This window comes from Vibrio sp. AH4, assembly GCF_030710545.1.
GTDB classification, from domain to species: Bacteria; Pseudomonadota; Gammaproteobacteria; order Enterobacterales; family Vibrionaceae; genus Vibrio; species Vibrio metoecus.
Genome location: NZ_JALAIV010000001.1, coordinates 2681458 through 2705032 on the forward strand (window position 1 = coordinate 2681458; position 23575 = coordinate 2705032).

Genomic DNA, 23575 nt, shown 5'->3' on the forward strand with positions numbered 1-23575 from the left:
GCGCATCACTCAAGGTATGATGCGCAAAATGTTACTTGCTACGCAGAAAATGGGCGTTAAAAGCAAGTGGATGAACCATGCTGAATACACAGCTATTCATCAGATACTGATACGAAATCCATCTTCCCGATGAGACATTGAGGAGCAACATATTATGACTCGGCCTTTCATTCGTTCTGTCATCACTAAACGCACGTTATTGAGTGTGGTTGTGGGTTCAGCGTTACTGCTAGCCGGTTGTGGCGAAGCACCACAGGTCAGCACTCCAGCCCCGATCATCAAGCCAGCATTGACTGAAATTGTCGCTAGCCAACAAGCTTCCGATCTGACCTTTAACGGAGTCGTCAGAGCCGCGCAACGTGCTGATCTCGCTTTCCGCATCAGTGGCCGTCTCACGGATATCGCCGTCAAAGAAGGCGACCAAGTGAAAAAGGGTCAATTGCTTGCCACCCTCGATTCTAGAGATGCCAAAACGGCATTGGAAGCCGCTCAACTTGAGCTGAAAAACACCGAGCAAGAATACCGCCGCGCGAAAGCGGTGTTCGAGAAGACCCAAGCCATTTCTAAAGCTGAGTTAGATAAAGTCACTAACCGCTATGATCTGGCGAAGAATCGTGTGGAAGAAGCAAAACGCAAACTGGAGTACACGCAAATCACCGCTCCGTTTGACGGCATCATCAGTGAAAAGGTGGTGGAAAACTTTGCTCAAATACAAGCCAATCAAGTGATCATGACGCTGCAAGACCTGAATGATTTGGAAGTAGCGATTGAAATCCCGCACCGCGTGATGATTGCTGGTGTTCGCAATACCCGTGCCATTGCCGAACTTAGCGCCATTCCTAATCAGCAGTTTGATTTACAACTGCGTACCTACTCCACTCAAGCCAGCTCTGATTCGCAAACCTATTCTGTGGTACTTGGCTTTGAAGATTTGAAAGGCTTCCGCGTCATGCCCGGCATGTCTGCCAAAGTTATCCCTGTGCAAGAAAATTCTGAGGGAGAGCGTCGCTTGATCACTCTGCCCATTACGGCACTCGTACCAGATAACCAAGGCAAACAGTATGTTTGGGTGGTAAATGCACAAAACCAAGCAGAAAAACGCTACGTTGAAATCGGTCCTACTTATAAAGACCGCGTCGTTATTCAGCAGAATCTCACCCCCGGTGAACAAGTCATCATCGCTGGTGTTTCTAGCGTTCGAGAAGGCATGCAAGTGCGTCCGTATACTGAGAAAGACGGAGCCCAATAATGGATATTGCACGTTATACCTTGGCTAAACGCACCAGCGTTTGGGTGCTGATTGCCCTTACTTTGATTGGCGGTTACATCAGCTATTTGAAACTGGGCCGCTTTGAAGATCCTGAGTTTGTGATTCGCCAAGCGGTGATCATTACTCCGTATCCGGGCGCAACGGCGCAGGAAGTATCCGATGAAGTCACAGATGTGATTGAAGGCGCGGTACAAGCACTGCAAGAGCTCAAAGAAGTGAAATCGGTTTCGATGCAAGGACGCTCTGAGGTCACCGTCGAAATCAAACTCGAATTTGCTAAATCTTCGGCTCAGTTGCAGCAAGTCTGGGATAAGCTACGTCGCAAAGTCGCGGATGCCCAACGTCAGCTCCCTCCTGGAGCGGGGGCGCCAATTGTGAATGATGATTTCGCCGATGTGTATGCACTGTTTTATGCTGTCACCGGTGAAGGCTTTAGCGATAAGCAGTTGCAAGACTACGTTGATACTTTGCGCCGTGAACTGGTGCTCGTACCGGGCGTCGCCAAAGCCGCTACGTTAGCCGAGCAACAAGAGGCCATTTTCATCGAAATGTCCAGCGACCGAATGGCGGAATATGGCCTATCTGTCGAGCGCGTGCTGCAAGTGTTGCAAAAACAAAGTTTAGTGACGGTAGCCGGCACGGTAGACGCTAACGCGATGCGCATTCCGGTGATCCCAACCTCTAACATCAGCTCGTTTGCCGACCTTAATAATTTACAAGTTGCGGTGGGCAGCAATAACGCCATTGTCCGTTTAGGGGATATCGCCAATATCAGTCGTGGCTACACTGAACCTGCGTCGATGCTCATGCGTTACAACGGCCAACGTGCGATTGGCTTTGGTATTTCCAACATGACTGGCGGTAACGTGGTTGAGATGGGGGATGCTGTGAAAGCGCGTCTGGCCCAACTGGAAGATCAACGTCCACTGGGTATGGAACTGCATGTTATCTCAATGCAGTCTGACTCGGTTCGTGCTTCGGTCGCTAATTTTATCGATAACCTCATCGCAGCTGTCGCGATCGTGTTTGTGGTGTTACTTCTGTTTATGGGGGTACGCTCTGGCGTGATCATCGGCTTTGTTCTGCTGCTTACCGTGGCCGGTACCTTGTGTGTGATGTTAATCGATGACATCGCCATGCAACGTATTTCTTTAGGTGCGCTCATCATTGCCCTCGGCATGTTAGTAGACAACGCGATTGTGGTCACAGATGGCGTACTAGTGCGATTTCAGCAAGAACCGAACGCAGATAAGCAACAAGTGGTATCCGAAGTGGTGAATGCCACAAAATGGCCACTGCTTGGGGGTACGGTGGTGGGTATTTTTGCCTTCAGCGCGATTGGCCTTTCACCTTCTGATATGGGTGAATACGCGGGCTCTCTGTTCTGGGTGATCCTCTACTCGATGTTTTTGAGTTGGGTATTTGCGGTAACAGTAACACCGATGCTGTGTCACGACTTTTTACGGGTCAAAGCACAAACGCAACAAACCAAGCCCTCTAAAATGGTGACGGGTTATAAAGCAGTGTTGCAGTGGGTTCTGAGCCATCGTGTCGTGAGCTGTTTCATGCTGCTTGGCACTCTGATTGCCGCAATTTGGGGCGCTCAATTTATTCCACCGGGCTTTATGCCTGAATCGCAACGCCCGCAATTCGTAGTCGATGTCTCTTTGCCTCAAGGCTCAGACATTCGTCGTACCGAACAAGTGGTGGCAAGCATTGAGAAAGACGTGGCACAGAAAGCAGGCATCACCAATATCACTAGCTTTATCGGTGGCGGTGGTCTGCGATTTATGCTCACTTATGCTCCTGAGGCACGTAACCCAAGTTACGGACAACTGCTGATCGATATTGATGACTACACCAAAATTGCGCCACTGGTGGGTGAACTACAAAGCGAGTTAGATGCGAAATACCCAGATGCTTCGATCAAAGTGTGGAAGTTTATGCTCGGTCGTGGCGGCGGTAAGAAAATTGAAGCCGGTTTCAAAGGGCCAGACAGCCATGTGCTGCGCCAATTGGCTGAGCAAGCCAAAGCCATTATGCATAACGACCCGAACCTGATCGCGGTGCAAGATGACTGGCGTCAGCAAGTGCCGGTATTGCAGCCGGTGTATTCAGCGCAAGAAGCTCAACGCCTTGGTTTGACCACACAAGAAATCAGCGCGGCGATCGCGCAAACGTTGAGTGGACGTAATGTTGGTGTGTATCGTGAAGGCAATGATTTGATCCCGCTGATTGTCCGTGCACCAGAGAGTGAACGTAACCACGAACGTGCAATTGAGAACAGTGAAGTCTTCAGTGCGCAAACGGGCCGCTACGTTCCAGTTAGCCAGTTGGTGGACTCGGTAAACACGGTCTATCAAGATGCTTTGCTGCGCCGCATCAACCGCATGCCGACCATTTTAGTACAAGCCGATCCCGCCCCAGGAGTGATGACTGCGGACGCTTTCAACCATGTACGTGAAAAAATCGAGCAGATTGAATTGCCCGCTGGCTATGAGCTGATTTGGTACGGCGAATATAAGGCATCAAACGACGCCAATGAAGGCCTAGCAATTTCAGCACCTTACGGCTTTGCAGCGATGATTCTCGCGGTGGTATTTATGTTTAACGCACTGCGTCAGCCACTCGTGATCTGGATGACGGCGCCTTTTGCCGTCGTGGGTGTCACCATTGGCCTCATCGCCTTTCAAACCCCATTCGAGTTTATGGCGATCCTCGGCTTTTTAAGCTTGATTGGTATGATGGTGAAAAACGCAATTGTGTTAGTTGACCAAGCCGATGCTGAAATCAAAGCAGGGAAAGAAGCTTACTTCGCAATTATTGATGCTGCGGTGAGCCGCGCACGGCCAGTATTGCTCGGCGCTTTCACCACCATTTTAGGTGTAGCACCTCTGCTGGTGGACCCTTTCTTTAAAAGTATGGCGGTGACCATCATGTTTGGTTTGTTGTTTGCTACCATCCTCACCTTAGTGGTGATCCCACTGTTTTATGCCGTGCTGTTTCGAGTAAAAGTTGCCACAGTGTAACCGGTAAACCAAACACCACCCTCAGCATTAAGGCTCCTAACGGAGCCTTAATTTTTATCTATCCCATTGGCGCAGTCATGCTCAATAAGCCAAACAGTAGCAGCCTCAACACCCGCGTGACTCAAAATTGATTCAGTATATTGGCCGTTTTATCACTACAATAAATAGGGACTTTTTTACCACGTAGGGCAATATTATTTTTGAAGGTTCATGTGACCACCGAAATCGAGGAAACATGTTCACATTCAAGCAGTTGGAGTGGCAGTATGATCATCAGTTCAAGAGCTGAGTTTAACGCACATCTTTATCAGGATGATGAAGGCTTATGGTGTGCAAAATATCATGACCTTGAACTGAGCAGTGTCTATCAACCCATCTTTGCACCATCGGGAGATATACTCGGTTTTGAAGCGTTATTAAGAATCAACCACGCTCACACCCACGCAGCTATCGCGCCCAACCTTGTGCTCGACATTCATCAACAGTTGCTCGAAAACTGCATCAACATCGACCGCTTAAGCCGAGTCATCCATATCCGCAATTTTGCTCAAAGCACGAAAACTGCTCACAAGTTATTCCTGAATATTCTGCCTATTTCAAACGAATACAACATGTTACAAGCCTATCCTTCTGGGTTGCTTGTTGAACGGATTCGTGAATTAGGCTTATGCCCTGAGCAGATCGTACTCGAAATCACAGAGTCCGATGCCGCCAGTGAAGAGCTGCTGTGTAAAGCAGGGGAATATCTTAAACAGTCTGGCTTTCAAATTGCGATCGATGACTACGGTAGTTTTGCTTCCGATATTCGCCGTGTGGATTTGATTCATCCCCACATCATTAAACTCGATAAAGGGTTATTGGATGACTATTGTCGTGGCCAAACCCATGTGTTTGATGACATTCTGCAGCTGTGTCATGCCACCCATACCCCGACGGTAATAGAAGGTATTGAATATCTTGAACAGCTGAATTTGATGAAGAATTTAGGTATTGATTATTTTCAAGGCTACTATTTGGCGCGGCCAACCGCGCTGAGTCCATTGAATTGACTAACATAAAACAAAACAGCAGAGCCAAAGCCCTGCTGTTTTCATGTTCCAATACGGTTAACAACCGTGCTGCATTAGCACACTCATGTCCTCACCCGCAGCAAAATACTCCGCCGTACAACCGTGACGGAATAACTTTAATGGCGTCCCGGCAGGGCTGTGATAACGCAAAGTTTCCCCATCTACTTCGAACAACGTTCCCTCCGGAATACCGGCCACAATCTCGTGCGGATTTTCAATCAAGAACTCTTCAATACGCTCATCACGGGTTTCCCCCATATGCCCTGAAATTGCCGCCTCAATGTAGTGTGGGTTAATTTGAAATGGCACTAGATTCAACGCTGGCAGAATGGCCGCCGATACAATCGGCATATCGTTCGTTGTACGAATCGTTGGGCAGGCAATGTTCGTTCCCGCACTCCAACCAACATAAAGTTTATTGGATTTTAAAATGGCTTTACGCAACGGACGAACCAGCCCCAAATCGTGCAGTTGTTTATTCAGCACCCAAGTGTTACCCCCACTTACAATAAACGCATCGGCATCTTCAACGGCTTTGACGGGGTCTTCCACGTGATGGATGCCAATAACCTGCGCATCCAATGGGTTTAATACCTGCTCTAATTGCGCCAAACGGTCATCATAGTTCCCGCGGATCATTGCATAAGGGATGAACAAGAACCGCTTCGCACCTGTTCGTTGAATCGCCGCTTCAATCCACTCTAGACCAAACTGCAACAGTGTTTCATTGCCACTCACCTTGCCATTACTAAACAACAACATATTCATAGCGCATTTTCTCCGTGATTTAACTGCTTCTCACTGGTTAGACGAATGATCTCTTGCACGACGGCACTTGCCGAATAAAGAGATTGCACAGGAAGATACTCGTAAATCGAGTGGAAATTATGTGCGCCAGTAAACAGATTTGGGCAAGGCAACCCTTTTTGTGACAATACCGCCCCATCATAGCCGCCACGCATCGGAATGGATTTCATCTCAATGCCATTTCGCAGATAGGCTTGTTTGGCAATCTCCAAAATGCCAAAACGATCGTCTTGTAAGCTGTTCGCGACGTTTTCGTAGCGATTGCTGAGTTTGATCTCCACGCCGCCCCACAGTTGTTGGCAGCTTTCTGCCAAGCTCTGTAAAAAGTCCATCCGCTGTTGATAGCCTTGTTGGGTAAAATCACGTACATCTAGGTTCAACACGGTTTTCGCACTATTGCCTTTGAGCTCTTTCACCCAGTAATACCCTTCACGCCCTTCGGTGTATTCCGGTGCTTCACCGGCGGGGAGCATGGCAATAAACTTGTGTGCCATCAGTAACGAGTTTTTCAGCTTGCCTTTGGCCGACATAGGATGCGCCGACTGCCCTGTGAACGTCACCACGACATCGCCCGCATTCCAGTTTTCACAGACAAACTCGCCAATTCCACAACAATCTAAAGTGAACCCGAAATCTGCATTGAAGGCCTGTACATCAAACGCTTTGGCACCTCTTAGCCCTTGTTCTTCATCCGGTAAAAACGCAACTTTTACTGTGCCGTGTTGTTGATCGGGATTCGCTTGAAAATATTGTAATGAATCCATAATCGCGGCAATTGCGGCTTTATCATCCGCGCCTAATAAACTGGTTCCATCGGTCACCAGAATCTCTTGGCCTCGGTAGGCAGCCAGTTCAGGAAATTCACTTTCGCGCAGATAAATCCCTAACGCTTCGTTGAGACAAATCGCGTCTTTTTCATGCCGTTTGATCTGCGCCCGCGTAGCATTAGATTGTTCCGCACTGGTATCTAAATGCGCGAAAAACGCGACTGTCGGTGCTTCATGTTCAATATTGGCAGGCAATGTGGCCGTCACAATCGCAGTATCCGCAACTTGTACATCGATCAATCCAAGTTGTTCTAACTCACGCGCCAGTTGCTGTGCTAATACCATTTGGCCAGGAGATGATGGCATGATCCCTTGCGCACCTTTGACTCGATCAGTCGTAGTATTGATTTCGGTATAACCGATAAAACGTTCGACAATATTCATCACCACTCTCCTAAATAAACAGTTGTGAAGCCAGTAAAACTGTTAACAACCCGCCCGACATCGGGATCACGGTACGCTTGGCCAGATCGATCGGCGATACATTTGCCACCGCAGCACAAGCAATAATGACCCCTGCCACCGGTGATGCTGAACGCATTAGACCCGAGGCAAGCTGCATTGGCATCGCTACTGCCGCAATCGGTGCGCCAACTTGTGAAGCGACTTCTGGTGCAAGATTGGAGAAACTGAAGAAAGAGGCGTTGCCTGAGCCTGAAAGCAAGGTGACCAAAACAATAATCGAAACTAGCACCAGAACCATGGCGATGTAGCCAAACCCTAAGCTAGAGGCAGAATCGAGTAATAAGCTGATAAAGCCGATCGTTTCGAGCCCCATAACAAACACTTGAGCCGCGATGATCAAGCTCACCACGCTGGCAAACACGCCTCCCATACCATCGAGATACACGCGTAAAGAAGCAGCAACTTTTTTGCCATCACGCGTTAAAGCAAAATCAAACACCATAGAGACAAACAACGCGATGAACATCGCCGTGACCACATTCATCTTAACCGTATCAATGCCAAATTGGCTGAACGTCAGTAGCAGCATCAACGGCAGTATAGGAAAGATCGCAAACCACTTGGGTACGATACGTTGTTCTTTTTCCTGAATATTGAATTCACTTTGAATGCCTTTTTCCGCATCTTTACGGTCAAAATAGCGTTGGCAGATAAAATGCAAGCTCGCAATCACCACCATCGCAACAACAGACACTTGTAGCTGATAGCTCACAAAATACGTCGCCACTTCAATCCCTGATACTTCCGCCGCTTTATTTGCTGCCGAGGAGGCCGGCCCTAAGTCTAAGCAGCCAGTGGTTGCCACCACAGCCGCAGCAGCAGCAGGGTTACACCCCACCCCAACTAAAACTGGGTACATCGCCACCAACAAAAGCAGAGATAACCCCGTCGCACTTGGAATAAAAATGTTAATAAGCTGTCCAGTGATGTAAGCCATCGCCAAAACTAAATAGGGATTCTTAATGTACGACAATGGTTTCGTTGCCATTTGCACCATAGCGTTAGCGGCACCAATATGACTCATGTATTTTGAAAAACCACCCACCGCCATAATAATCAGGCCCAATTTGGCGAGTGTAGACGATGAAATAACATGGATAACTTCAAAAAAATCCACCATCACAGAGCCCGTTGTTTTGCTCCCTTTCGGCATAAAATCCGCATCACCATTGATGACACCAAGCATAATCATAAATAAACCCGCAAGCAGCAAAACTGCCTGAGTGTTATATTTTTTTATAATAAAATACCCGACTAGAAAAATAATAGGTATAGCTAAGCATGTAATCATATTACACCTCTATTAGTTTGATTTTCTCATTACAATTGAGTGACGAGAGTTTTAAATTCTCTTAGCTTTCTTTGAAAATATGAAAGTTATTGAATGTATCTTCAATTCTACGAAACCGTTTATCCTTATCGTTGGTTATCGACATACCTTTTATCAACGCTTCAATAATAGAAAAACCAGATGTACGGTTATTAAATAATCCTTCACTATGGCTTTCTGCGGTAAATTGAATATCGCTATAAGCAACAAATGGATTAACCTGCTGATCGGTTAACACTATTATTTTTCCACCATTTTGTTTAAACCAACGTACGCAACGAACGGTAATACTTGAAAATCGATGGTATGAAACGGCAAACAGAATATCCGCAGGTTCTACATCCACCAATTGGTGCGGCAGAGTGGAAGGATCCGCTTTAAGAAAAATCACATCCTTTCTTAAATAACGAGCCAGAAGAAAAAAGTAGTTGGCCAACGCTTCCGCTGACGCACTCCCCATAATGTAAAGCTTACCTTGCGGGTTGAGGAGATGTTCAATCGCTAAAGAAAAATCATTCGATTGCATCAGTTGATAAGTGGACTCAAGATTCGAAACAATCTCCTGATAATGATTTGTTATAAGTTCATCATAAGGACTTTGAATATTTAATTTGTTACATCGGTCGATTGGCGTTGTCAGTTCTTGCACCAATTCTTCTGAAACTGTTTTTTTAAATCTAATAAATCCATCAAAACCCAATCTGTTTAAAAATCGTCCTAGTGTTGCTTTACCAACCCCAATTTGATGACAGAGTTCATCCATTTTCGCAAATGGCAGCATTGTGTAATTTTTAATGAAATATTCAATAATCAATTTCTCAGCTGGAGTGGTTGACTTTAAGTTATTCACACTATTAATAAACACTTGCTTATTCATCATTTTCCCACAGACTGAACAATATGGGAGAATTTTCCTATATATAAAATGCAACCTTCAAGGGAATGTACTTTTCCCATGATTAAACTGTGACCAAGGTTAGTAAATGAATAGAAATATAACATTTCAATTTAAGATAAATAACAAAGTGTGAAGTAACCAATAACAAACCACCTCAAAAACAATGGCTCCACCTAGGGAGCCATAGCTTTATTATTACTCTCGAATTTATTAGGTTAACGAACTACTGGACTTCTCTTACAACAAACACACGTAATGATCCATCAAGGTCAGGAACCAATAGCTGATTCTTATACAAAGCAGGCTGACCATAAACACCACCAGAAACATAAGCTTGGCTGCGCATTGGTTGATATTGCCACTTGAGTTCACCCACCTGAGCATCGACCGCATAAAAACCACGGTAAGGGATTTGCCAATAGCTATCTGTACTTTTAGCGCCAATATATACCGTATCATTATGAACCAAGGGAGTTCCCCATGACCAACCACGAGTATTAAAAAACCAAACTGGTTTACCTGTTCCAACCTCAAACTTCAGTAGCTTATGAGAATCTGAGCTACCAATGTAAAAGTATTTTTGGGAAGGATCTGCCGCTGCCGATGATTCCACCCACGACTGATCTGGGAATGAATACTGCCACACCACTTTGCCCGTTTTCGATTCCAGTGCATAAATGTTGGTATCTCGCGAACTGATAATCACCTTATCTTGGATAACGGTAGGATCAGAGACTACCGCAGCCCCAGTTTGGTGTTTCCAAACCAATTTTCCACTGTTTTTATTGAGTGCATAAATTCCACCATCTTTCGAGCCAAACACAACCCATTCTTGATATATCGCTGGAGTTGAGCGAATGGCACTTTCAGTAGAAAATGCCCACCTTAATTTGCCCTCTTTCGCGCTAAAACTATAGAGGTTGCCATCTGCACTACCGATATAAACTGACCCCTCATCAACTACGGGTGAGGATTTATTGTAGTCAAACTCCCATGGAGCTTGGTTAGCAGGCAGAATCCGTTTCACAGCACTATCATTCAGTGACGCTTTCCAACCTAGTTCACCCGTTTGCTGATCTAACGCGTAGAGGAAACCATCATCACTGCTGAACAGCACCCAAGGTTCATAAAATGCGGCATGGCTACGCACTTTAGCCTGTGTGGCGAATTTCCATTTGAGTGACTTATCAGTGAGATTAAGTGCATAAACGTGGCCATCATCACTGCCAAAGTAAGCCGTTTCTTGCTGTACTTTAACCGAAGACCAAATCGCCCCCTCTGTTTGATAGAACCATTCTAATTGACTTTGTTGTCCTGCCTTCACTCCCAAGCTTGCGAATAAGCAGCACCCAGAAAGAAGCAGAGATCGAATGCGTATTTTCATGTGACCATCCATTGTGTGATTAAAGACAGTGCAGCATGAACCTAACGCTACGCTGCCGTCCTTAAATCGCTCTTAAAATGATCTTAAATTTCCTTAACTGATTGTAATGCAAAATATAAATTGAGTTTTTTAATGAGTGCAATAAAGCGAGGCTCATTGAACAGAGGACGATATTTTGGATCTGCCACCAACCACAGTAACTCTATCCGACCTTGTTGATAGGCCAGTTCTAACCAATCCAGCGCCGCTTCGTACTTACCAGCGACAATCGCATAGCGAGCAAGGGAAAGTGGCGGTGAATATTGCCCGATATACAACTTTTTCGGATCATTAAAAGCCAGCCAGTGATACACACCTTGTAAACCAAAAGAATCAAATTCACTTTGTAAATGATCACGATCCAACTGGTTGTAACCGGCTTTCTCAATAAGTTGCATCAAAAACGCGAAAGCGGTTTTATCATCACCACTCAACTCCGCGATGGCTTGCTGAGAAACCAAGTAATAGTAACTATCTGTAGAGAATTCCTTGAGTTTTTCTAGCTCAAGCCTCGCGCGCGAATAATTACCAGCCATGGTATAGATCCAAGCGGCTCCTTCACTTGAATACCCCTGAGGATGCAAGGCAATGTATCGCTCTAACTCTCGATGAGCAGCTTCAAATTCGCCCATCGCTAATAAGAATTGACTATAGAAATAATGGGCATCAGCCAAACCCTGTGCTTGTTCAAAGTGTTTTCTGGCTTTGTCATGTTGATGAAAAACCAAAAAATAAAGGTTGCCTAATAACTTGTGAGCTTCGCGATGTGTGGGATCCAATTCAAGAGCGTGTAGTAGCTGCTGCTCGATCCATCGTTTTTTCTCAACTACTCGCACATCACTATTGAAAATAGTGCTCATCATTGCCGCGGCAAGTTTCACATAACTTTCTGCAAAAGAGGGATATTGATCGATAAGTGATTGATAAATCTCTATCGCCTCATCGTGATATTGCGCAGGCTGAGTCATTAAATAATTGGCACGTTGAAAGTGCTCAAGCGCCGTGGCGGGAAGCGGCGATACGACAGGGCGATATAACCAGAATAATCCGATAAGAGCCAGACTCGATAATCCCGATATTCCCGCCGCTAACCGCCACCTTTTCACTTGCTGAGATCGCTCACGCCGAACTTCTGCTATCCAGCGATACCCCACACCATTCTCGGTAGCAATATACTTGGGCTGCCGCGCATTATCAGAGAACACTCTTCGTAGCCCATTGATCACCACATAAATACTATCTTCAGTGACCACCTTGCCACGCCACACATTCTCCAATAAGGCCTCTTTCGAGGCTGCCTCTGGCGCGCTTTCAGCCAAAAGCATTAAAACGGCAAATTGAGTTGTATCAAAATGTAATGTGGAGTGAGCATTACGCAGCGTTCGTGATTGGTGCTCTACATACCAATCGGCCAGATGAGAAATCGGATTCCTCTGTTTGGTAAGCTCTTGAACCATACTCGTGCCATACGTCTTTGTGGATTGCAGTTTGACGAGTGTAGGAACCTTGCTTGGGTGAGTAAAACTCAAGGCCCGAAATTTGGAGTGAGTAAACTGAATCGGGAAACTCAATTCACTGTGATACACAGAGTTGAGCAATTGATCACTGAAATCAAAACGGTATAGATAGGCTTGAGAAACCCCTCGTGTGCGAGGCCTATCCAGTATAGGTCGCCGACATCGTTTGAAGGCTTATGCCCATAAGCAAAGATTGGGTATACGTCAGCTTGAGATTTTGTTCCGGCTCTACCTCTCCTACACCAATAGTGGTGTGATTTTACCCACTCCAGCTACTTTGTAAGCAAACGCGCTCAATGCGCGAGTTTTTTTCGGATTTCTGCTTGACCATCCACAGTAGAATCATTAAATTAGCGCCTCGTTAGCCAAGCGGTTAACGATTCGGTGAGTTGTCCGAGTGGCTGAAGGAGCACGCCTGGAAAGTGTGTATACGGCAACGTATCGAGAGTTCGAATCTCTCACTCACCGCCACATTCAAGAAAAAAGACGCCTTATGGCGTCTTTTTTCTTATCTGAAATTTATAAAAATCATTTAAGAAAGCTCTCATCAACTCCCTTACCTTGGGGATTGATGAGAACACAACAATTTAAACACTTTTGATACATTCATCTAGCTAACGAAAATGGACATTTTGATAGAACAAATCAATCCATGAATAATGATAAGCATGTTGTTATTGCATCACTATTAGAGTTCTCTCCCCCTAAAACATACATAATTTTTCCGTTTGAAGCGGAAACGCCATAGGCAAGACCTGAGTCTAATTGGCATTTATTCTCCCAGGATTTACCATCAAAAATCCAAACATTCGAACTAAAGTGTTTAATAAGGCCATTATGGGCATATAAATTTCCTTTTATAGAGGCGTCTTGACTACCAATAAAATATGCCCCACCAATAACAATTATATTATTGTCAATTTCACCGCAAAAATGCCCTGCTAGCCCCTCATGGCTTTTACTTATATCAACAATAGATACACAACTCTCAGAATATTCCAGTTTTCCTTCTTTAAAAAAGTAGCGTTTAGTCTCCAAACTTCTCAGACCTGGCTTCACTTCCCCTTCAATCAAAGTTACAACGTTGTCTTTATGAATTATTCCAGAACCACAATTAGGCTTAAATGGGTTTTCACCAACAACTGACCAGTGTTCATTGCATGGTGTAAATGACCAAATATTTCTATTCCAATTATAGTTATCTATTGGTTGAGACATAAATTTCGTCATAAGATCTTTATGCTTATGAGGATCATTTTTTACATCAATCATTGACAATTCAGAAAGGAAATTATTAAAAGTATCCTTATCATACCCTCCGAAAAAAATGATCTCCGTCGGTGATAGACTACAACAAGATGCACCAAGAAAGCCGGTAGGAAGTGTTCTCTCTAATCGTGTCCATTGATTGATTTGACTATCAAATACATAACCATCCATTAAAACTGTTGGAAAGCTGTTATTACCCTCTATCCCTGCACCTGAAAAAACATAAAGCTTGTTACCACAGACTGTATAGGCAGCATCATTTCGAGCAATTCCAGGAAAGTCAGCAGCCGACTTCCAACCACTATTCATATCTTTTAGGTCTAAAACAAAAAATGCATTTCCAGAACTACCAAGCCCTGCATACAATTTTTGACCTATTATTCCACCCACTCCGTGTTTAATTCCTACTGGAAGTTCAGGGAGTAATTGAAATGAGATTGCCATAATGCTCTCCTTAATTAGTCTATCACTTCAACAGTAGAGCCATTCCAAGCCAACATATAAACCTTATGACTCATTTCTTTACCACTTTTTTCTCCGCCGACAATTAAAACACCCTCTGATGTAGTAAATGAAGCCCCATATGCCAAGCCCTCCGGAAGCGAATTTACCGTTGACCAAATGCCCTCTTTTTCTACATAGATTTCGGAATTAAACGCCTTAGGTAGCCCTTCATGGGCGAACATTTTTCCGTTTTCAAATGCTTGTTTCGCACCATGGAAATTCGCTCCACCAGCAACAACTGTCACTCCATTTGTCTTCCCAGAAAATGCACCTGCTACACCCTCTTGGATATTGCTCGTTTGGGGTGCAGGTAAGGGCAACAAACTTTGCCACGGTTGATCCATTTCAAATTCATATTGCTTAACTTCAGCGGTGCGTAAACCCGGTTTTATCTCACCACTGATGAGAGTTACTTTGTTCCCTTCAATAACGGTTGCGCTACCACAATTAGGGAGATACGGAGACATGCCTAAATCACGCCACTCTTGTTTTTCAGGCAAATAACTAATCACGTTTCGGTTCCATTTATAATCCGTAGGCTTCATCCCCATATAATCATCAACAATACGTTGCCATACTTCAGGATTTGCTTGCTTGTCAGTGGTCGATATATCTCGAAGATAGCGATCAAAATAGGCTTTGTTATAACCACCAAAGAAGAGGATCTGTCTATTGTCCGGAGAATAAGAAGAAGCCCCAAGAAGTCCTACAGGCGAGGTGGTGTTCATTTTCTCCCATGAATCTTTCTTGGTGTCGTAGCGATATACCGAATCAAACAAGATAGGCGATGGATCAGACGGTTCTGCTTTGCCGGAGCCACCAAAGAGATAAATATCATTTCCTATTACAGATGCCGTCGCCCCACTTCGTTCAGCACCGGAAAAATCAGCAATCTTTTGCCATCCTTTCGATAATGAATTCAAATCAAGTACATAAAAGCTTTTCCCCAGAGATCCAAGTCCTACATACACTTTTGAACCAACTTGTGCACCAACCCCATCTTTAAATCCAGTAGGTAAATCAGGCCATTGATTATCGGCATAGACCACATGACTAAATGCTGTCACAGAAAGTAACGTAGTGTAAGTCAATAGAGTTTTCATATTCATTGATTTGTCCTTATTAATTGCTATCCATACTTTTGTTAGGTGTTCAGTGAGAAACTGAACATTAACACCTCATTTTGAAGATTAATTTCCTTTCAATTAATTAAAGTAAAAATTATCTTCATGGAAAATGCTAAAAAAACCCATCGATATCTTGATGGGTTTCAAACTTGTTAAATACTGCTTAACTGTCCATTAAAGGTAAAACCACTTCCGCAGTACCAAATACGGAGGCTGAATATTCAGGATATACATCTAAAAGTGTGTTAATCAAAACATCAACAAGCAACAAAGCACCAACTTTAGAAGAAAAAGCACCGCCAGTGAGAGGGCCTTCAGGCCTTGCAGCCACTAACATTTCATCTGAAATCGAAGAAAGTGGGCTATGGCTAATATTCGTAAGAGATACAACTGGCACACCGCGTTGATGAGCCTGGGTGGCCGCATGAACCACCTCTTTTGTAGAACCTGAGCTCGATATTGCAAACCATGCATCCCCGACAACACTCTGTCCAGCACTCATTGCCGCCAAGTGTGTATCTTCATACATGATGGCTTTTTTACCTATTCTCACTAATCGGTACGCCAAATAGCGACCGACGATACTGGATGCTCCCACACCAACACACCCAATAAACTTAGCGCCATGAACCAACTCACATATTCTATTTAAGGCAGCTCTGTCTATCAGTTTTGCAGTATCCATTAAACTATCTACCGCGCTTTGCGCAGAAACTTCGCAAATATCGCCATCCATTTTGGGCTGAGATTGGTTTGCAGACTGACTAAGATCAACCGCCAATGCCATTCTAAAATCCGAATAACCTTTGTAGCCCAAATCACGGCATAGCCTGACTACAGTGGCTTCGCTTGTTTTTGTATTAAACGCTAGATCGGTGATCGTCTGATACTGAACTTCATGTGCATTTTCGAGCACATAATCAGCAACAACTCTGAGTTTTTTGCTCAAAGGTTCGGTATTCGAGCGCAATCGAACCATCAGATTTTTAGGCAAATTCACTTGGAGTCCTTAATATTCTTTTGACTACCATAAAAGTACCAAAGACCTAGATCTATTAATACATCATCATGATAATTTGTTCTTAAATCTTCTTTTAGGGAGGATGAATATTCCTCCCTAGCCTTTATTTAGATCGACAGGAACCCAGCATCACGCATCTTCGCAAGCACATCCGCTTTCTGCTTGTCATTCAATGAACGAATAGGTAAGCGGGGATCCCCAGCATCAATACCATGTAACTGCATGGCAACTTTACCTGCCGCAACTCCGCCGTATTCGACCAATACTCGAATAATCGCAATCACTTTATCCATCAACGCTGCGACTTCATCATGTTTACCATGGTTAAATGCTTCAATGATTTTCAAATACAATGGAGCAGCATAGTTATAAGTGCTACCAACTGCGCCTACCGCACCAACGGCTAAACCAGCAGGTAAAAACTCATCCACACCAAATGGAATATCAAATTTGCGATTCGATACTCGTACGCAACGCTGGTATTCATACAAATCAGCATGATTGAATTTTGCGCCATAAAGATTAGGAATGCGCTGTTCGCCTTTAATCAAGAACTGCTCTAAATCCAGATTCACACCCGACATTCCTGAGTGGTAGTAATAAAAACCTTTTGAAGGAGCTGCGGCAGCAACTTGAGCACAATACTCAACTAAATCATCAACACTTCCCGGTTTGAAAAAGCATGGGCCAATAGCGGAGGTAGCAAAGATATCCAGTGTTTCAGCGTGCTCTGTCAAGTTGATGGTATCAACAATACTTAAAGCGCCTGTATGTAAAATAATATCTAACTTCCCGTCAACAGCTTTCACCCAACGTTCTGCAATGGCTTTTCTTTCTTCGACAGAACAATGGATCCCCTCACCTGTCGTTCCGCAGACATAAGCACCTTTCACTCCTTGTTCAATCAGAAGCTCAGCAATTTGGTCAATCGCCGCAAAATTAACCTTGTTATCTTTTGTGAAAGGCGTATGTGGAGCAGCAATCAAACCTGTTAATTTTTTCATTTTGTTTACCTTTAAATTCTATAAGTTCGCTAGTTCAACTACTGTCCGTATCCGAGGAATAATTCCGGTAGTAGCAGAGTAAATTGAGGGAATACAGCCACCAGCGCCAACACGATGAATAGCGGCACCAGTAGTGGTAAAACACCACGCGTAAGCGTATGGAATGGGATATCTCCGACTCGAGAAACCACGTATAAAGCCATTCCCATTGGTGGGGTAAGAATGCCAATCATTAGGTTAAGAATCGCCATAACACCGAAGTGAACAGGATCGATACCCACCGCTGAAGCCACTGGCACCAAGAATGGAACTAGCAGCAACAGCAAGGCCAATGACTCAATAAACGTGCCCAAGAAGAGGAGCAACAAGTTGATCAACAGAAGCAGTACGAGTGGGTTATCACTGATTGTTAAGAAATAATCAGCCAACATCTGCGGTAACTGTTCGCGAGCCACAATCCACCCAAAAACAGTCACGCCCATAACCATCAGAGCAACCACGGCTGTGGTATTGACCGTTTCTTTCAGAATGTCGATGAAACCATGTAACGTGAGCGTGTTATAAACAACCGTACCTAAAAATAGTGCGTAGAGAGATGAAACAGCAGCCGCTTCAGTTGGCGTAAATTTACCAGAGAAGATCCCCCCAATAATGATAACTGGCGTGAGCAGCGATAAGAACGCTTCTTTAAGTGATTTCAGTTGTTCACGTCGGCTCGCTTTGGGTAATGTCATATATCCGCGCTTTTTGCAGATAAAATAACTCATCACCATTAAGGCAATACAACACAGTAAACCAGGTATCGCGCCTGCTAAAAATAATGCGCCAATAGAGGTATTGGAAACCACACCGTATATGACTAGTGGTACTGATGGCGGCACCAGAGGACCAATAATGCAAGATGCCGCTGTCAGGCCGCCCGCGAAATCATCGTGATACTTCGCATCACGCATAGATTTGATTTCAAGCTGACCTAACCCACCTGCATCTGCCAATGCTGAGCCAGACATTCCAGAGAACAACAAGCTTGCCATGATATTTACATGACCCAAGCTACCCGTAATATGGCCAACGAGAGACTTCGCGAAGTTGAAGATTCTTTCTGTAATACCAGCACTATTCATCAGATGGCCAGTTAACACAAAAAATGGAACGGCCAGCAATGTGAAGTTATCGATCCCCCCCAGCATTTGCTGGGCGGCAAAATTAATCCCTGTGCTATTGGTTAAAATGAGGAATGCCAATGCCACAAAAATAAGTGAGAAACCCACTGGCATGCCCGCAAATAACAATCCTAACCAACCAAAAATTGAACCCACCATAGCGCTCATTACCTCTCTGTGACTTGCGAATCAGTCATCGAAGCGGATGCACTGACACCCAATAACTGCTTCGAAAGGCTGACGATTTTTTCGAGTTGTCTAAACACCATAAACAAGCCACCAACAGGCAAGCTGTAATTCATCCAACTACTCGAGATCCCTAATGTGATCAATTCAAAGAACGCATTGCGTTGGGCGTGTTGATAACCAAGCACAATGATTGCGCCAATAGAAACCAGCACGGCAATCTCTAACGAGATCACTAATGACAAGCGCGCTTTTTCGGGAAGTTTGTCAGAGAAAAAGGTGATGTTGACGTGGGAACTTCGCTTAATTGCGATAGCACATCCCACCAAACACATATACATGAAGAGCAATCTGGCAAGTTCTTCACTCCATAAGGAAGGATCATTGAGAAGCCAACGGGTACCAATTTGCCAAGTTAAAACAACAAGCAAGGCCGCCATTAAAGGGACGGTAATAATTTCTTCTATATTATCAACTATCTTACGTAACATCTTAGGCTCCATAGCTGACCAGGACTGGCCAGCTAATCAGTTGAGACAGAGAATTCCACCCTTTACATTGCTGCCAATTTCGACACAATCGGCTGACCCATTTTGCTGTCAAACTCTTTGTAGAGCGGCTGCATGGCTTCTCGGAATGGCCCCAGATCCGGATAAGTAACGTTGATGCCTTCACTCTTGAAGAAGGACACCAATTCTTCCTCTTGGGTTTTAACGGTCTGTGTATGAACTTCTCCGACTTTCTGCACGGCTTTCTGAATGATGTCTCTGTCTGTATCAGAGAGCTTCTGCCATGTAGATTCAGAAATGATCACCATTTGATCGTTAACGATATGATGTGTCATGGCTAAGTTCTTTTGTACTTCATAGAACTTCATCGTTTTAATTGTTGGTAACGGGTTTTCTTGCCCATCAACCGCATTGGTTTGCAGCGCTAAATAAACTTCAGAAAAAGACATCGGTGTTGGAGAGGCACCCGATAACTTCGCGTAGTTGAGGTTTTGCTTGGCGTTGGGAACACGAAGTTTTAACCCTTTGAAATCTTCAATCGAGTTGAGAGGACGGTTTGAAGTGGTTTCACGGGTACCGTTATACCAAGTGTCCAAAGCACGCCAGTTGAACTTCTGGAGCATTTCATCACGCACACCTTGGCCAAAGTCAGATTCAAACATGCGGCGTAAATGGTCAAAATCTTTCGCGACATAAGGGAGCATGACCGCTTCTGCTCGTGGTATCCAAAGCCCCATGCGACCAAACTCAGCATAAGTCATGTCGAGATCACCCAAAGTCAGTTGCTGAAGCATGGCACGATCATCACCAAGCTGTGCGCTAGGATAAAGGGCGAGTTTGAGCTCCCCTTGGCTCATTTCTTCTAATGTGTCAGCAAGCATTTTTGCAGAGTTGTACTCTACAGAGCCCACAGAAGCTTGCATCCCCATCTTTAAAGTCGTCGCAGCATTGACAGAAGCAGCAGCACTCAAAGTAAGTATTGCGATAGTAATCTTATTAATGGTTTTCATATTTTTCCCTTTGTTCTTTCCTGTTACGCCTTGTCTCACCATTTTCAAAAAAAACTTTTATTTCGTTTGAAAAAAATCTTCGTTATGAATTATCATTGCGGTGGAGATTATTTTCAAACCACCTTTTTTCAAAGTGTGATGGCGAACAAAATTTGGTTACAAGAGTCCTTTTGTTCATCAAGTCAGGAATTAAAAACGTTTTTAGAAAAGAAAAATGAGGCCCATCGTGAGAAAGAATTTTTTGAATATCGAAGAGTTAAAGCGATTTTTAAACGGCCAAACTGTCGTTTCCATACAACCTGTAACAGGCAGCCCACTCGATAAAACAGATTTCATTGTGGCGATGGCGATCGCCGTCGAACAAGCGGGTGCAAAAGCGCTGCGCATTGAGGGTGTCAGTAACGTGGCTGCCGTATCCGCCGCAGTAACAATTCCGATTATAGGTATCGTTAAGCGTGACTTGCCTGATAGCCCAGTTCGGATCACCCCTTTTGTTTCAGATGTGGATGGCTTAGCGAATGCTGGCGCAACGGTCATTGCTTTTGATGCCACCAATAGAACACGCCCTGAAAGCCGAGAACGAATTGCGCAAGCCATAAAAAATACGGGATGTTTTGCGATGGCCGATTGTTCCACCTTCGAGGATGGATTATGGGCTAATGCACAAGGTGTCGAAATTGTGGGTTCAACACTGTCAGGTTATGTCGGAGATATTGAGCCCACGGTTCCAGATTTCCAACTTGTGAAAGCGTTTTCTGAAGCCGGCTTTTTTACCATGGCGGAAGGTCGATACAATACGCCTGAGTTAGCAGCGAAAGCGATTGAGTCTGGTGCGGTTGCCGTAACGGTTGGTTCTGCATTGACTCGATTAGAAGTGGTGACTCAATGGTTCAATAACGCAACCCAAGCTGCGGGAGAAAGGAAATGCGCACACTAGCCATCGATATCGGCGGAACAAAAATAGCATTAGCGATTGTAGAAGAAGGTACGATCATACAGCGTTACCAGATAGCAACGCCTGTGGTGCAGGACGTCACCAAGTTTGTTCAAGCAATTCTCGAAAAGATCACTGAATGGCTTCCTTCTATCGATTATGTAGGCGTATCAACGACGGGTTATGTAACGCCAGAGGGCATCACATCGATAAATCCTGAGACTCTTAAATTCCCTGTACCTTTTCCATTAGCTCATACGCTAGAACAACTGACCAATAAACCAGTCTCCATTCTTAATGATGCTCAGGCCGCGGCATGGTTTGAATTTGTACAGTTAAAAAATCCTCGCTTAAATATGGCTTTTATTACGGTTTCAACAGGGGTTGGTGGCGGAATCATCATTGATGGCAAGCTGCACAAAGGAAACAGCGGTTTAGCGGGACACATAGGTCACATGTCGGTAGCAATTGAAGGCCCATTATGCGGATGTGGTCAGCGAGGTTGTGTTGAGTCCATGGCTTCAGGTAACGCGATTCAAAAAGAGAGCGAAGCCATTTTTACCGAGGCAATGAGTAATGTTGAGTTATTTAAGCAAGCCGCATTCAACCCGAAAGCAGAATCGATCATCAATCGAAGTGTGCAAGCAATAGCCACATTATGCTGTAATCTTAAAGCATGCTTAGATCTGGATATTATTGTTTTGGGTGGTGGAATTGGTCTCGCAGAAGGCTACCTTGAACGCCTCAACAAGGCTATTCAATCTCGACCGCCTGTATTTCACGTTCCTGTTACTCCTGCTCATGGCGATTATGATGCTTGCCTACTCGGAGCAGCATTTCAGTTTAAGGAGTAAACAATGGCATTAAAGGCAATTTCAGCCACACGGCTTTTTGATGGAGTTCAGTATTACGAGAATGCGGCAATGGTTTGGGAGGGTTCACACATTCACTCCATTGTTCCTGTTGAGTCTCTGACGGCGGATATTGAACATCAACATTTTGATGGTGCATTGATCGCTCCGGGATTCATTGACTTACAAGTTAATGGCGGTGGCGATGTCATGTTCAATAATGACATGACTCTTGCGGGTATTGATTCGATCTGCCGAGCACACAGAACTCACGGAACCGCCTATCTGCTTCCAACCTTAATCAGTGCAACACCGGAACACATCAACCGTGCACTTGATGCCATTCAATCTGCAATCGAACATCAAGTCTCGGGTGTATTGGGTATTCACTTAGAAGGCCCTTGGTTAAACCCAGAAAAGAAAGGCGCTCATAACTCAGATCTGTTTTATTCCCCGACACCAGCGCAACTTTCACAGTTTCACTGGCCAACCAAAGGCAAAGTTCTTGTAACGGTCGCGGCTGAAAACCTCTCCATCGACTCACTAAAGTGGTTAAAGGATCATCATGTTACTCTCTCGTGTGGTCACAGTAATGCCACTACAACCCAATTAACCACTGAGAAGTTAGCTCTCATTGATGGATTTACCCACTTATTTAATGCCATGTCGCCTTTTGAGAGTCGTGAACCCGGAGTTGTCGGTGCAGCATTGAATACCGATCATGCTTGGTGTTCGGTCATAACTGATGGCATTCACGTGCATCCACAAAGTTTTTTACTCGCGAAGCGAATCAAACCTGAAGACAAACTTCTTATTGTTACCGATGCCATGGCTAGCCTTGGCAGTGTGACTAACCAGTTTGAATTGGATGGGGAAACCATTCGCGTCATCGATAATAAACTGGTTAATAGCCGAGGCAACCTTGCGGGAGCACACATCGGGATGGATGAATCGGTTGCCAATGTTATTCGTTGGGGAATCGCGGAAGATGAAGCACTAAGAATGGCCTCGTCTTATCCGGCTCAAGCAATCCATTGTGATGATTTAGGGCAACTAAAACCCAATTATCGAGCCGCCGCCACTGTATTAAACTCCAAATATGAAAGCTTGGCTGTAGTCAGTGAAGGCTTGCTCTACAACTGAGCTACCGATCAAACATGCCAATCCGTTATTGACCAGATCTTTCACTATTCCAATGTTCAGCAGAGATCATTGGAATAGCTCTTCCCAAAAATCTCTATGCCTTTAGGCATTAACTGCACTTCCGTCACCGTTATTCCGACTTCCGTAGCCTCCTCTAACCCAACTACACACATCTAAGTACGAACATAACTGCAACGTGTTGATGTCTCATCGATTAA

General features: G+C 44.6%; 19 protein-coding genes and 1 tRNA gene. 7 read left to right on the plus strand and 13 right to left on the minus strand.

Annotation, left to right across the window (positions count from 1 at the left end; all coding sequences use genetic code 11):
- The first annotated feature begins 154 nt into the window (after nt 1-154).
- From MKA69_RS12290 to MKA69_RS12300, 3 genes are all read left to right on the plus strand, one after another.
- Nucleotides 155-1249 carry an efflux RND transporter periplasmic adaptor subunit gene (locus MKA69_RS12290; protein ID WP_055030360.1) on the plus strand — a complete coding sequence of 365 codons (1095 nt, stop codon included), beginning with the start codon at nt 155-157 and terminating at the stop codon, nt 1247-1249.
- Nucleotides 1249-4299: an efflux RND transporter permease subunit VexD gene (gene vexD / locus MKA69_RS12295; RefSeq protein ID WP_055030359.1), complete on the plus strand. Its 3051-nt coding sequence runs from the start codon at nt 1249-1251 to the stop codon at nt 4297-4299. Before MKA69_RS12290 ends, vexD begins: the two co-directional genes overlap by 1 nt.
- A 266-nt stretch (nt 4300-4565) precedes the next feature.
- Entirely contained in the window at nt 4566-5348 is a 783-nt protein-coding gene (locus MKA69_RS12300) for an EAL domain-containing protein (RefSeq protein ID WP_055030358.1), read from the plus strand.
- A 57-nt stretch (nt 5349-5405) separates the two neighbouring features.
- On the opposite strand, the gene pepE is transcribed toward MKA69_RS12300, so the two are convergent.
- From pepE to MKA69_RS12330, 6 genes are all read right to left on the minus strand, one after another.
- Nucleotides 5406-6137: a dipeptidase PepE gene (gene pepE / locus MKA69_RS12305; RefSeq protein ID WP_055030357.1), complete on the minus strand. Its 732-nt coding sequence runs from the start codon at nt 6135-6137 to the stop codon at nt 5406-5408.
- Nucleotides 6134-7387, minus strand: coding sequence for a peptidase T (gene pepT, locus MKA69_RS12310; protein WP_055030356.1), 1254 nt, complete (start codon nt 7385-7387; stop codon nt 6134-6136). Before pepT ends, pepE begins: the two co-directional genes overlap by 4 nt.
- Before the next feature lie 10 nt (nt 7388-7397).
- Nucleotides 7398-8759 carry a C4-dicarboxylate transporter DcuC gene (gene dcuC / locus MKA69_RS12315; protein ID WP_305848143.1) on the minus strand — a complete coding sequence of 454 codons (1362 nt, stop codon included), beginning with the start codon at nt 8757-8759 and terminating at the stop codon, nt 7398-7400.
- Between the two features lie 61 nt (nt 8760-8820).
- Nucleotides 8821-9675: a MurR/RpiR family transcriptional regulator gene (locus MKA69_RS12320; protein WP_305848144.1), complete on the minus strand. Its 855-nt coding sequence runs from the start codon at nt 9673-9675 to the stop codon at nt 8821-8823.
- 244 nt (nt 9676-9919) lie between these two features.
- On the minus strand, nt 9920-11080 hold the full coding sequence (locus MKA69_RS12325; protein WP_305848145.1) for a PQQ-binding-like beta-propeller repeat protein: 1161 nt from the start codon (nt 11078-11080) through the stop codon (nt 9920-9922).
- An 83-nt stretch (nt 11081-11163) separates the two neighbouring features.
- The gene (locus MKA69_RS12330; protein WP_305848146.1) at nt 11164-12576 is read right to left on the minus strand and encodes a winged helix-turn-helix domain-containing protein; all 1413 of its coding nucleotides are present in this window, start codon (nt 12574-12576) and stop codon (nt 11164-11166) included.
- A 443-nt stretch (nt 12577-13019) separates the two neighbouring features.
- Here MKA69_RS12330 and MKA69_RS12335 point away from each other — a divergent pair.
- A tRNA-Ser gene (locus MKA69_RS12335) sits at nt 13020-13107 on the plus strand.
- A 174-nt stretch (nt 13108-13281) separates the two neighbouring features.
- Here the strand turns inward: MKA69_RS12335 and MKA69_RS12340 are convergent.
- From MKA69_RS12340 to siaP, 7 genes are all read right to left on the minus strand, one after another.
- Complete coding sequence (locus MKA69_RS12340) at nt 13282-14349, minus strand: YjhT family mutarotase (RefSeq protein ID WP_305848147.1); 1068 nt, start codon at nt 14347-14349, stop codon at nt 13282-13284.
- 14 nt (nt 14350-14363) lie between these two features.
- Complete coding sequence (locus MKA69_RS12345; protein WP_305848148.1) at nt 14364-15518, minus strand: N-acetylneuraminate epimerase; 1155 nt, start codon at nt 15516-15518, stop codon at nt 14364-14366.
- 181 nt (nt 15519-15699) lie between these two features.
- Nucleotides 15700-16536 carry a MurR/RpiR family transcriptional regulator gene (locus tag MKA69_RS12350; protein WP_001052934.1) on the minus strand — a complete coding sequence of 279 codons (837 nt, stop codon included), beginning with the start codon at nt 16534-16536 and terminating at the stop codon, nt 15700-15702.
- Nucleotides 16537-16664: 128 nt separating this feature from the next.
- Nucleotides 16665-17561, minus strand: a complete 897-nt coding sequence (locus MKA69_RS12355) for a dihydrodipicolinate synthase family protein (protein WP_055044533.1) — start codon at nt 17559-17561, stop codon at nt 16665-16667.
- Between the two features lie 38 nt (nt 17562-17599).
- Nucleotides 17600-18883 (minus strand): sialic acid TRAP transporter large permease SiaM, encoded by a 1284-nt coding sequence (gene siaM / locus MKA69_RS12360; protein WP_055030341.1) that lies wholly within the window; start codon nt 18881-18883, stop codon nt 17600-17602.
- A gap of 8 nt (nt 18884-18891) precedes the next feature.
- Nucleotides 18892-19413, minus strand: coding sequence for a TRAP transporter small permease (locus MKA69_RS12365; protein WP_005508754.1), 522 nt, complete (start codon nt 19411-19413; stop codon nt 18892-18894).
- 50 nt (nt 19414-19463) lie between these two features.
- A complete protein-coding gene (siaP, locus tag MKA69_RS12370; RefSeq protein ID WP_055030291.1) occupies nt 19464-20429 on the minus strand; it encodes a sialic acid TRAP transporter solute-binding subunit SiaP in 966 nt (321 codons plus the stop codon).
- A 214-nt stretch (nt 20430-20643) separates the two neighbouring features.
- Here siaP and MKA69_RS12375 point away from each other — a divergent pair, with 214 nt between their 5' ends.
- From MKA69_RS12375 to nagA, 3 genes are read left to right on the plus strand one after another with little or no spacing between them, the layout of a single operon-like run.
- Nucleotides 20644-21366 carry a putative N-acetylmannosamine-6-phosphate 2-epimerase gene (locus tag MKA69_RS12375; RefSeq protein WP_305848149.1) on the plus strand — a complete coding sequence of 241 codons (723 nt, stop codon included), beginning with the start codon at nt 20644-20646 and terminating at the stop codon, nt 21364-21366.
- On the plus strand, nt 21354-22217 hold the full coding sequence (locus MKA69_RS12380; RefSeq protein ID WP_305848150.1) for an N-acetylmannosamine kinase: 864 nt from the start codon (nt 21354-21356) through the stop codon (nt 22215-22217). Before MKA69_RS12375 ends, MKA69_RS12380 begins: the two co-directional genes overlap by 13 nt.
- Nucleotides 22218-22220: 3 nt before the next feature.
- Nucleotides 22221-23357 (plus strand): N-acetylglucosamine-6-phosphate deacetylase, encoded by a 1137-nt coding sequence (gene nagA / locus MKA69_RS12385; protein ID WP_305848151.1) that lies wholly within the window; start codon nt 22221-22223, stop codon nt 23355-23357.
- Nucleotides 23358-23575: the final 218 nt, after the last annotated feature.

Excerpts from the sequence above, each read along its gene's own strand:
- MKA69_RS12290 (WP_055030360.1), top strand. The coding sequence starts at position 155 with ATGACTCGGCCTTTCATTCGTTCTGTCATCACTAAACGCACGTTATTG.
- vexD (WP_055030359.1), top strand. The coding sequence starts at position 1,249 with ATGGATATTGCACGTTATACCTTGGCTAAACGCACCAGCGTTTGGGTG.
- MKA69_RS12300 (WP_055030358.1), top strand. The coding sequence starts at position 4,566 with ATGATCATCAGTTCAAGAGCTGAGTTTAACGCACATCTTTATCAGGAT.
- pepE (WP_055030357.1), bottom strand. The coding sequence starts at position 6,137 with ATGAATATGTTGTTGTTTAGTAATGGCAAGGTGAGTGGCAATGAAACA.
- pepT (WP_055030356.1), bottom strand. The coding sequence starts at position 7,387 with ATGAATATTGTCGAACGTTTTATCGGTTATACCGAAATCAATACTACG.
- dcuC (WP_305848143.1), bottom strand. The coding sequence starts at position 8,759 with ATGATTACATGCTTAGCTATACCTATTATTTTTCTAGTCGGGTATTTT.
- MKA69_RS12320 (WP_305848144.1), bottom strand. The coding sequence starts at position 9,675 with ATGAATAAGCAAGTGTTTATTAATAGTGTGAATAACTTAAAGTCAACC.
- MKA69_RS12325 (WP_305848145.1), bottom strand. The coding sequence starts at position 11,080 with ATGAAAATACGCATTCGATCTCTGCTTCTTTCTGGGTGCTGCTTATTC.
- MKA69_RS12330 (WP_305848146.1), bottom strand. The coding sequence starts at position 12,576 with ATGGTTCAAGAGCTTACCAAACAGAGGAATCCGATTTCTCATCTGGCC.
- MKA69_RS12340 (WP_305848147.1), bottom strand. The coding sequence starts at position 14,349 with ATGGCAATCTCATTTCAATTACTCCCTGAACTTCCAGTAGGAATTAAA.
- MKA69_RS12345 (WP_305848148.1), bottom strand. The coding sequence starts at position 15,518 with ATGAATATGAAAACTCTATTGACTTACACTACGTTACTTTCTGTGACA.
- MKA69_RS12355 (WP_055044533.1), bottom strand. The coding sequence starts at position 17,561 with ATGAAAAAATTAACAGGTTTGATTGCTGCTCCACATACGCCTTTCACA.
- siaM (WP_055030341.1), bottom strand. The coding sequence starts at position 18,883 with ATGGTGGGTTCAATTTTTGGTTGGTTAGGATTGTTATTTGCGGGCATG.
- MKA69_RS12365 (WP_005508754.1), bottom strand. The coding sequence starts at position 19,413 with ATGGAGCCTAAGATGTTACGTAAGATAGTTGATAATATAGAAGAAATT.
- siaP (WP_055030291.1), bottom strand. The coding sequence starts at position 20,429 with ATGAAAACCATTAATAAGATTACTATCGCAATACTTACTTTGAGTGCT.
- MKA69_RS12375 (WP_305848149.1), top strand. The coding sequence starts at position 20,644 with ATGAGGCCCATCGTGAGAAAGAATTTTTTGAATATCGAAGAGTTAAAG.
- MKA69_RS12380 (WP_305848150.1), top strand. The coding sequence starts at position 21,354 with ATGCGCACACTAGCCATCGATATCGGCGGAACAAAAATAGCATTAGCG.
- nagA (WP_305848151.1), top strand. The coding sequence starts at position 22,221 with ATGGCATTAAAGGCAATTTCAGCCACACGGCTTTTTGATGGAGTTCAG.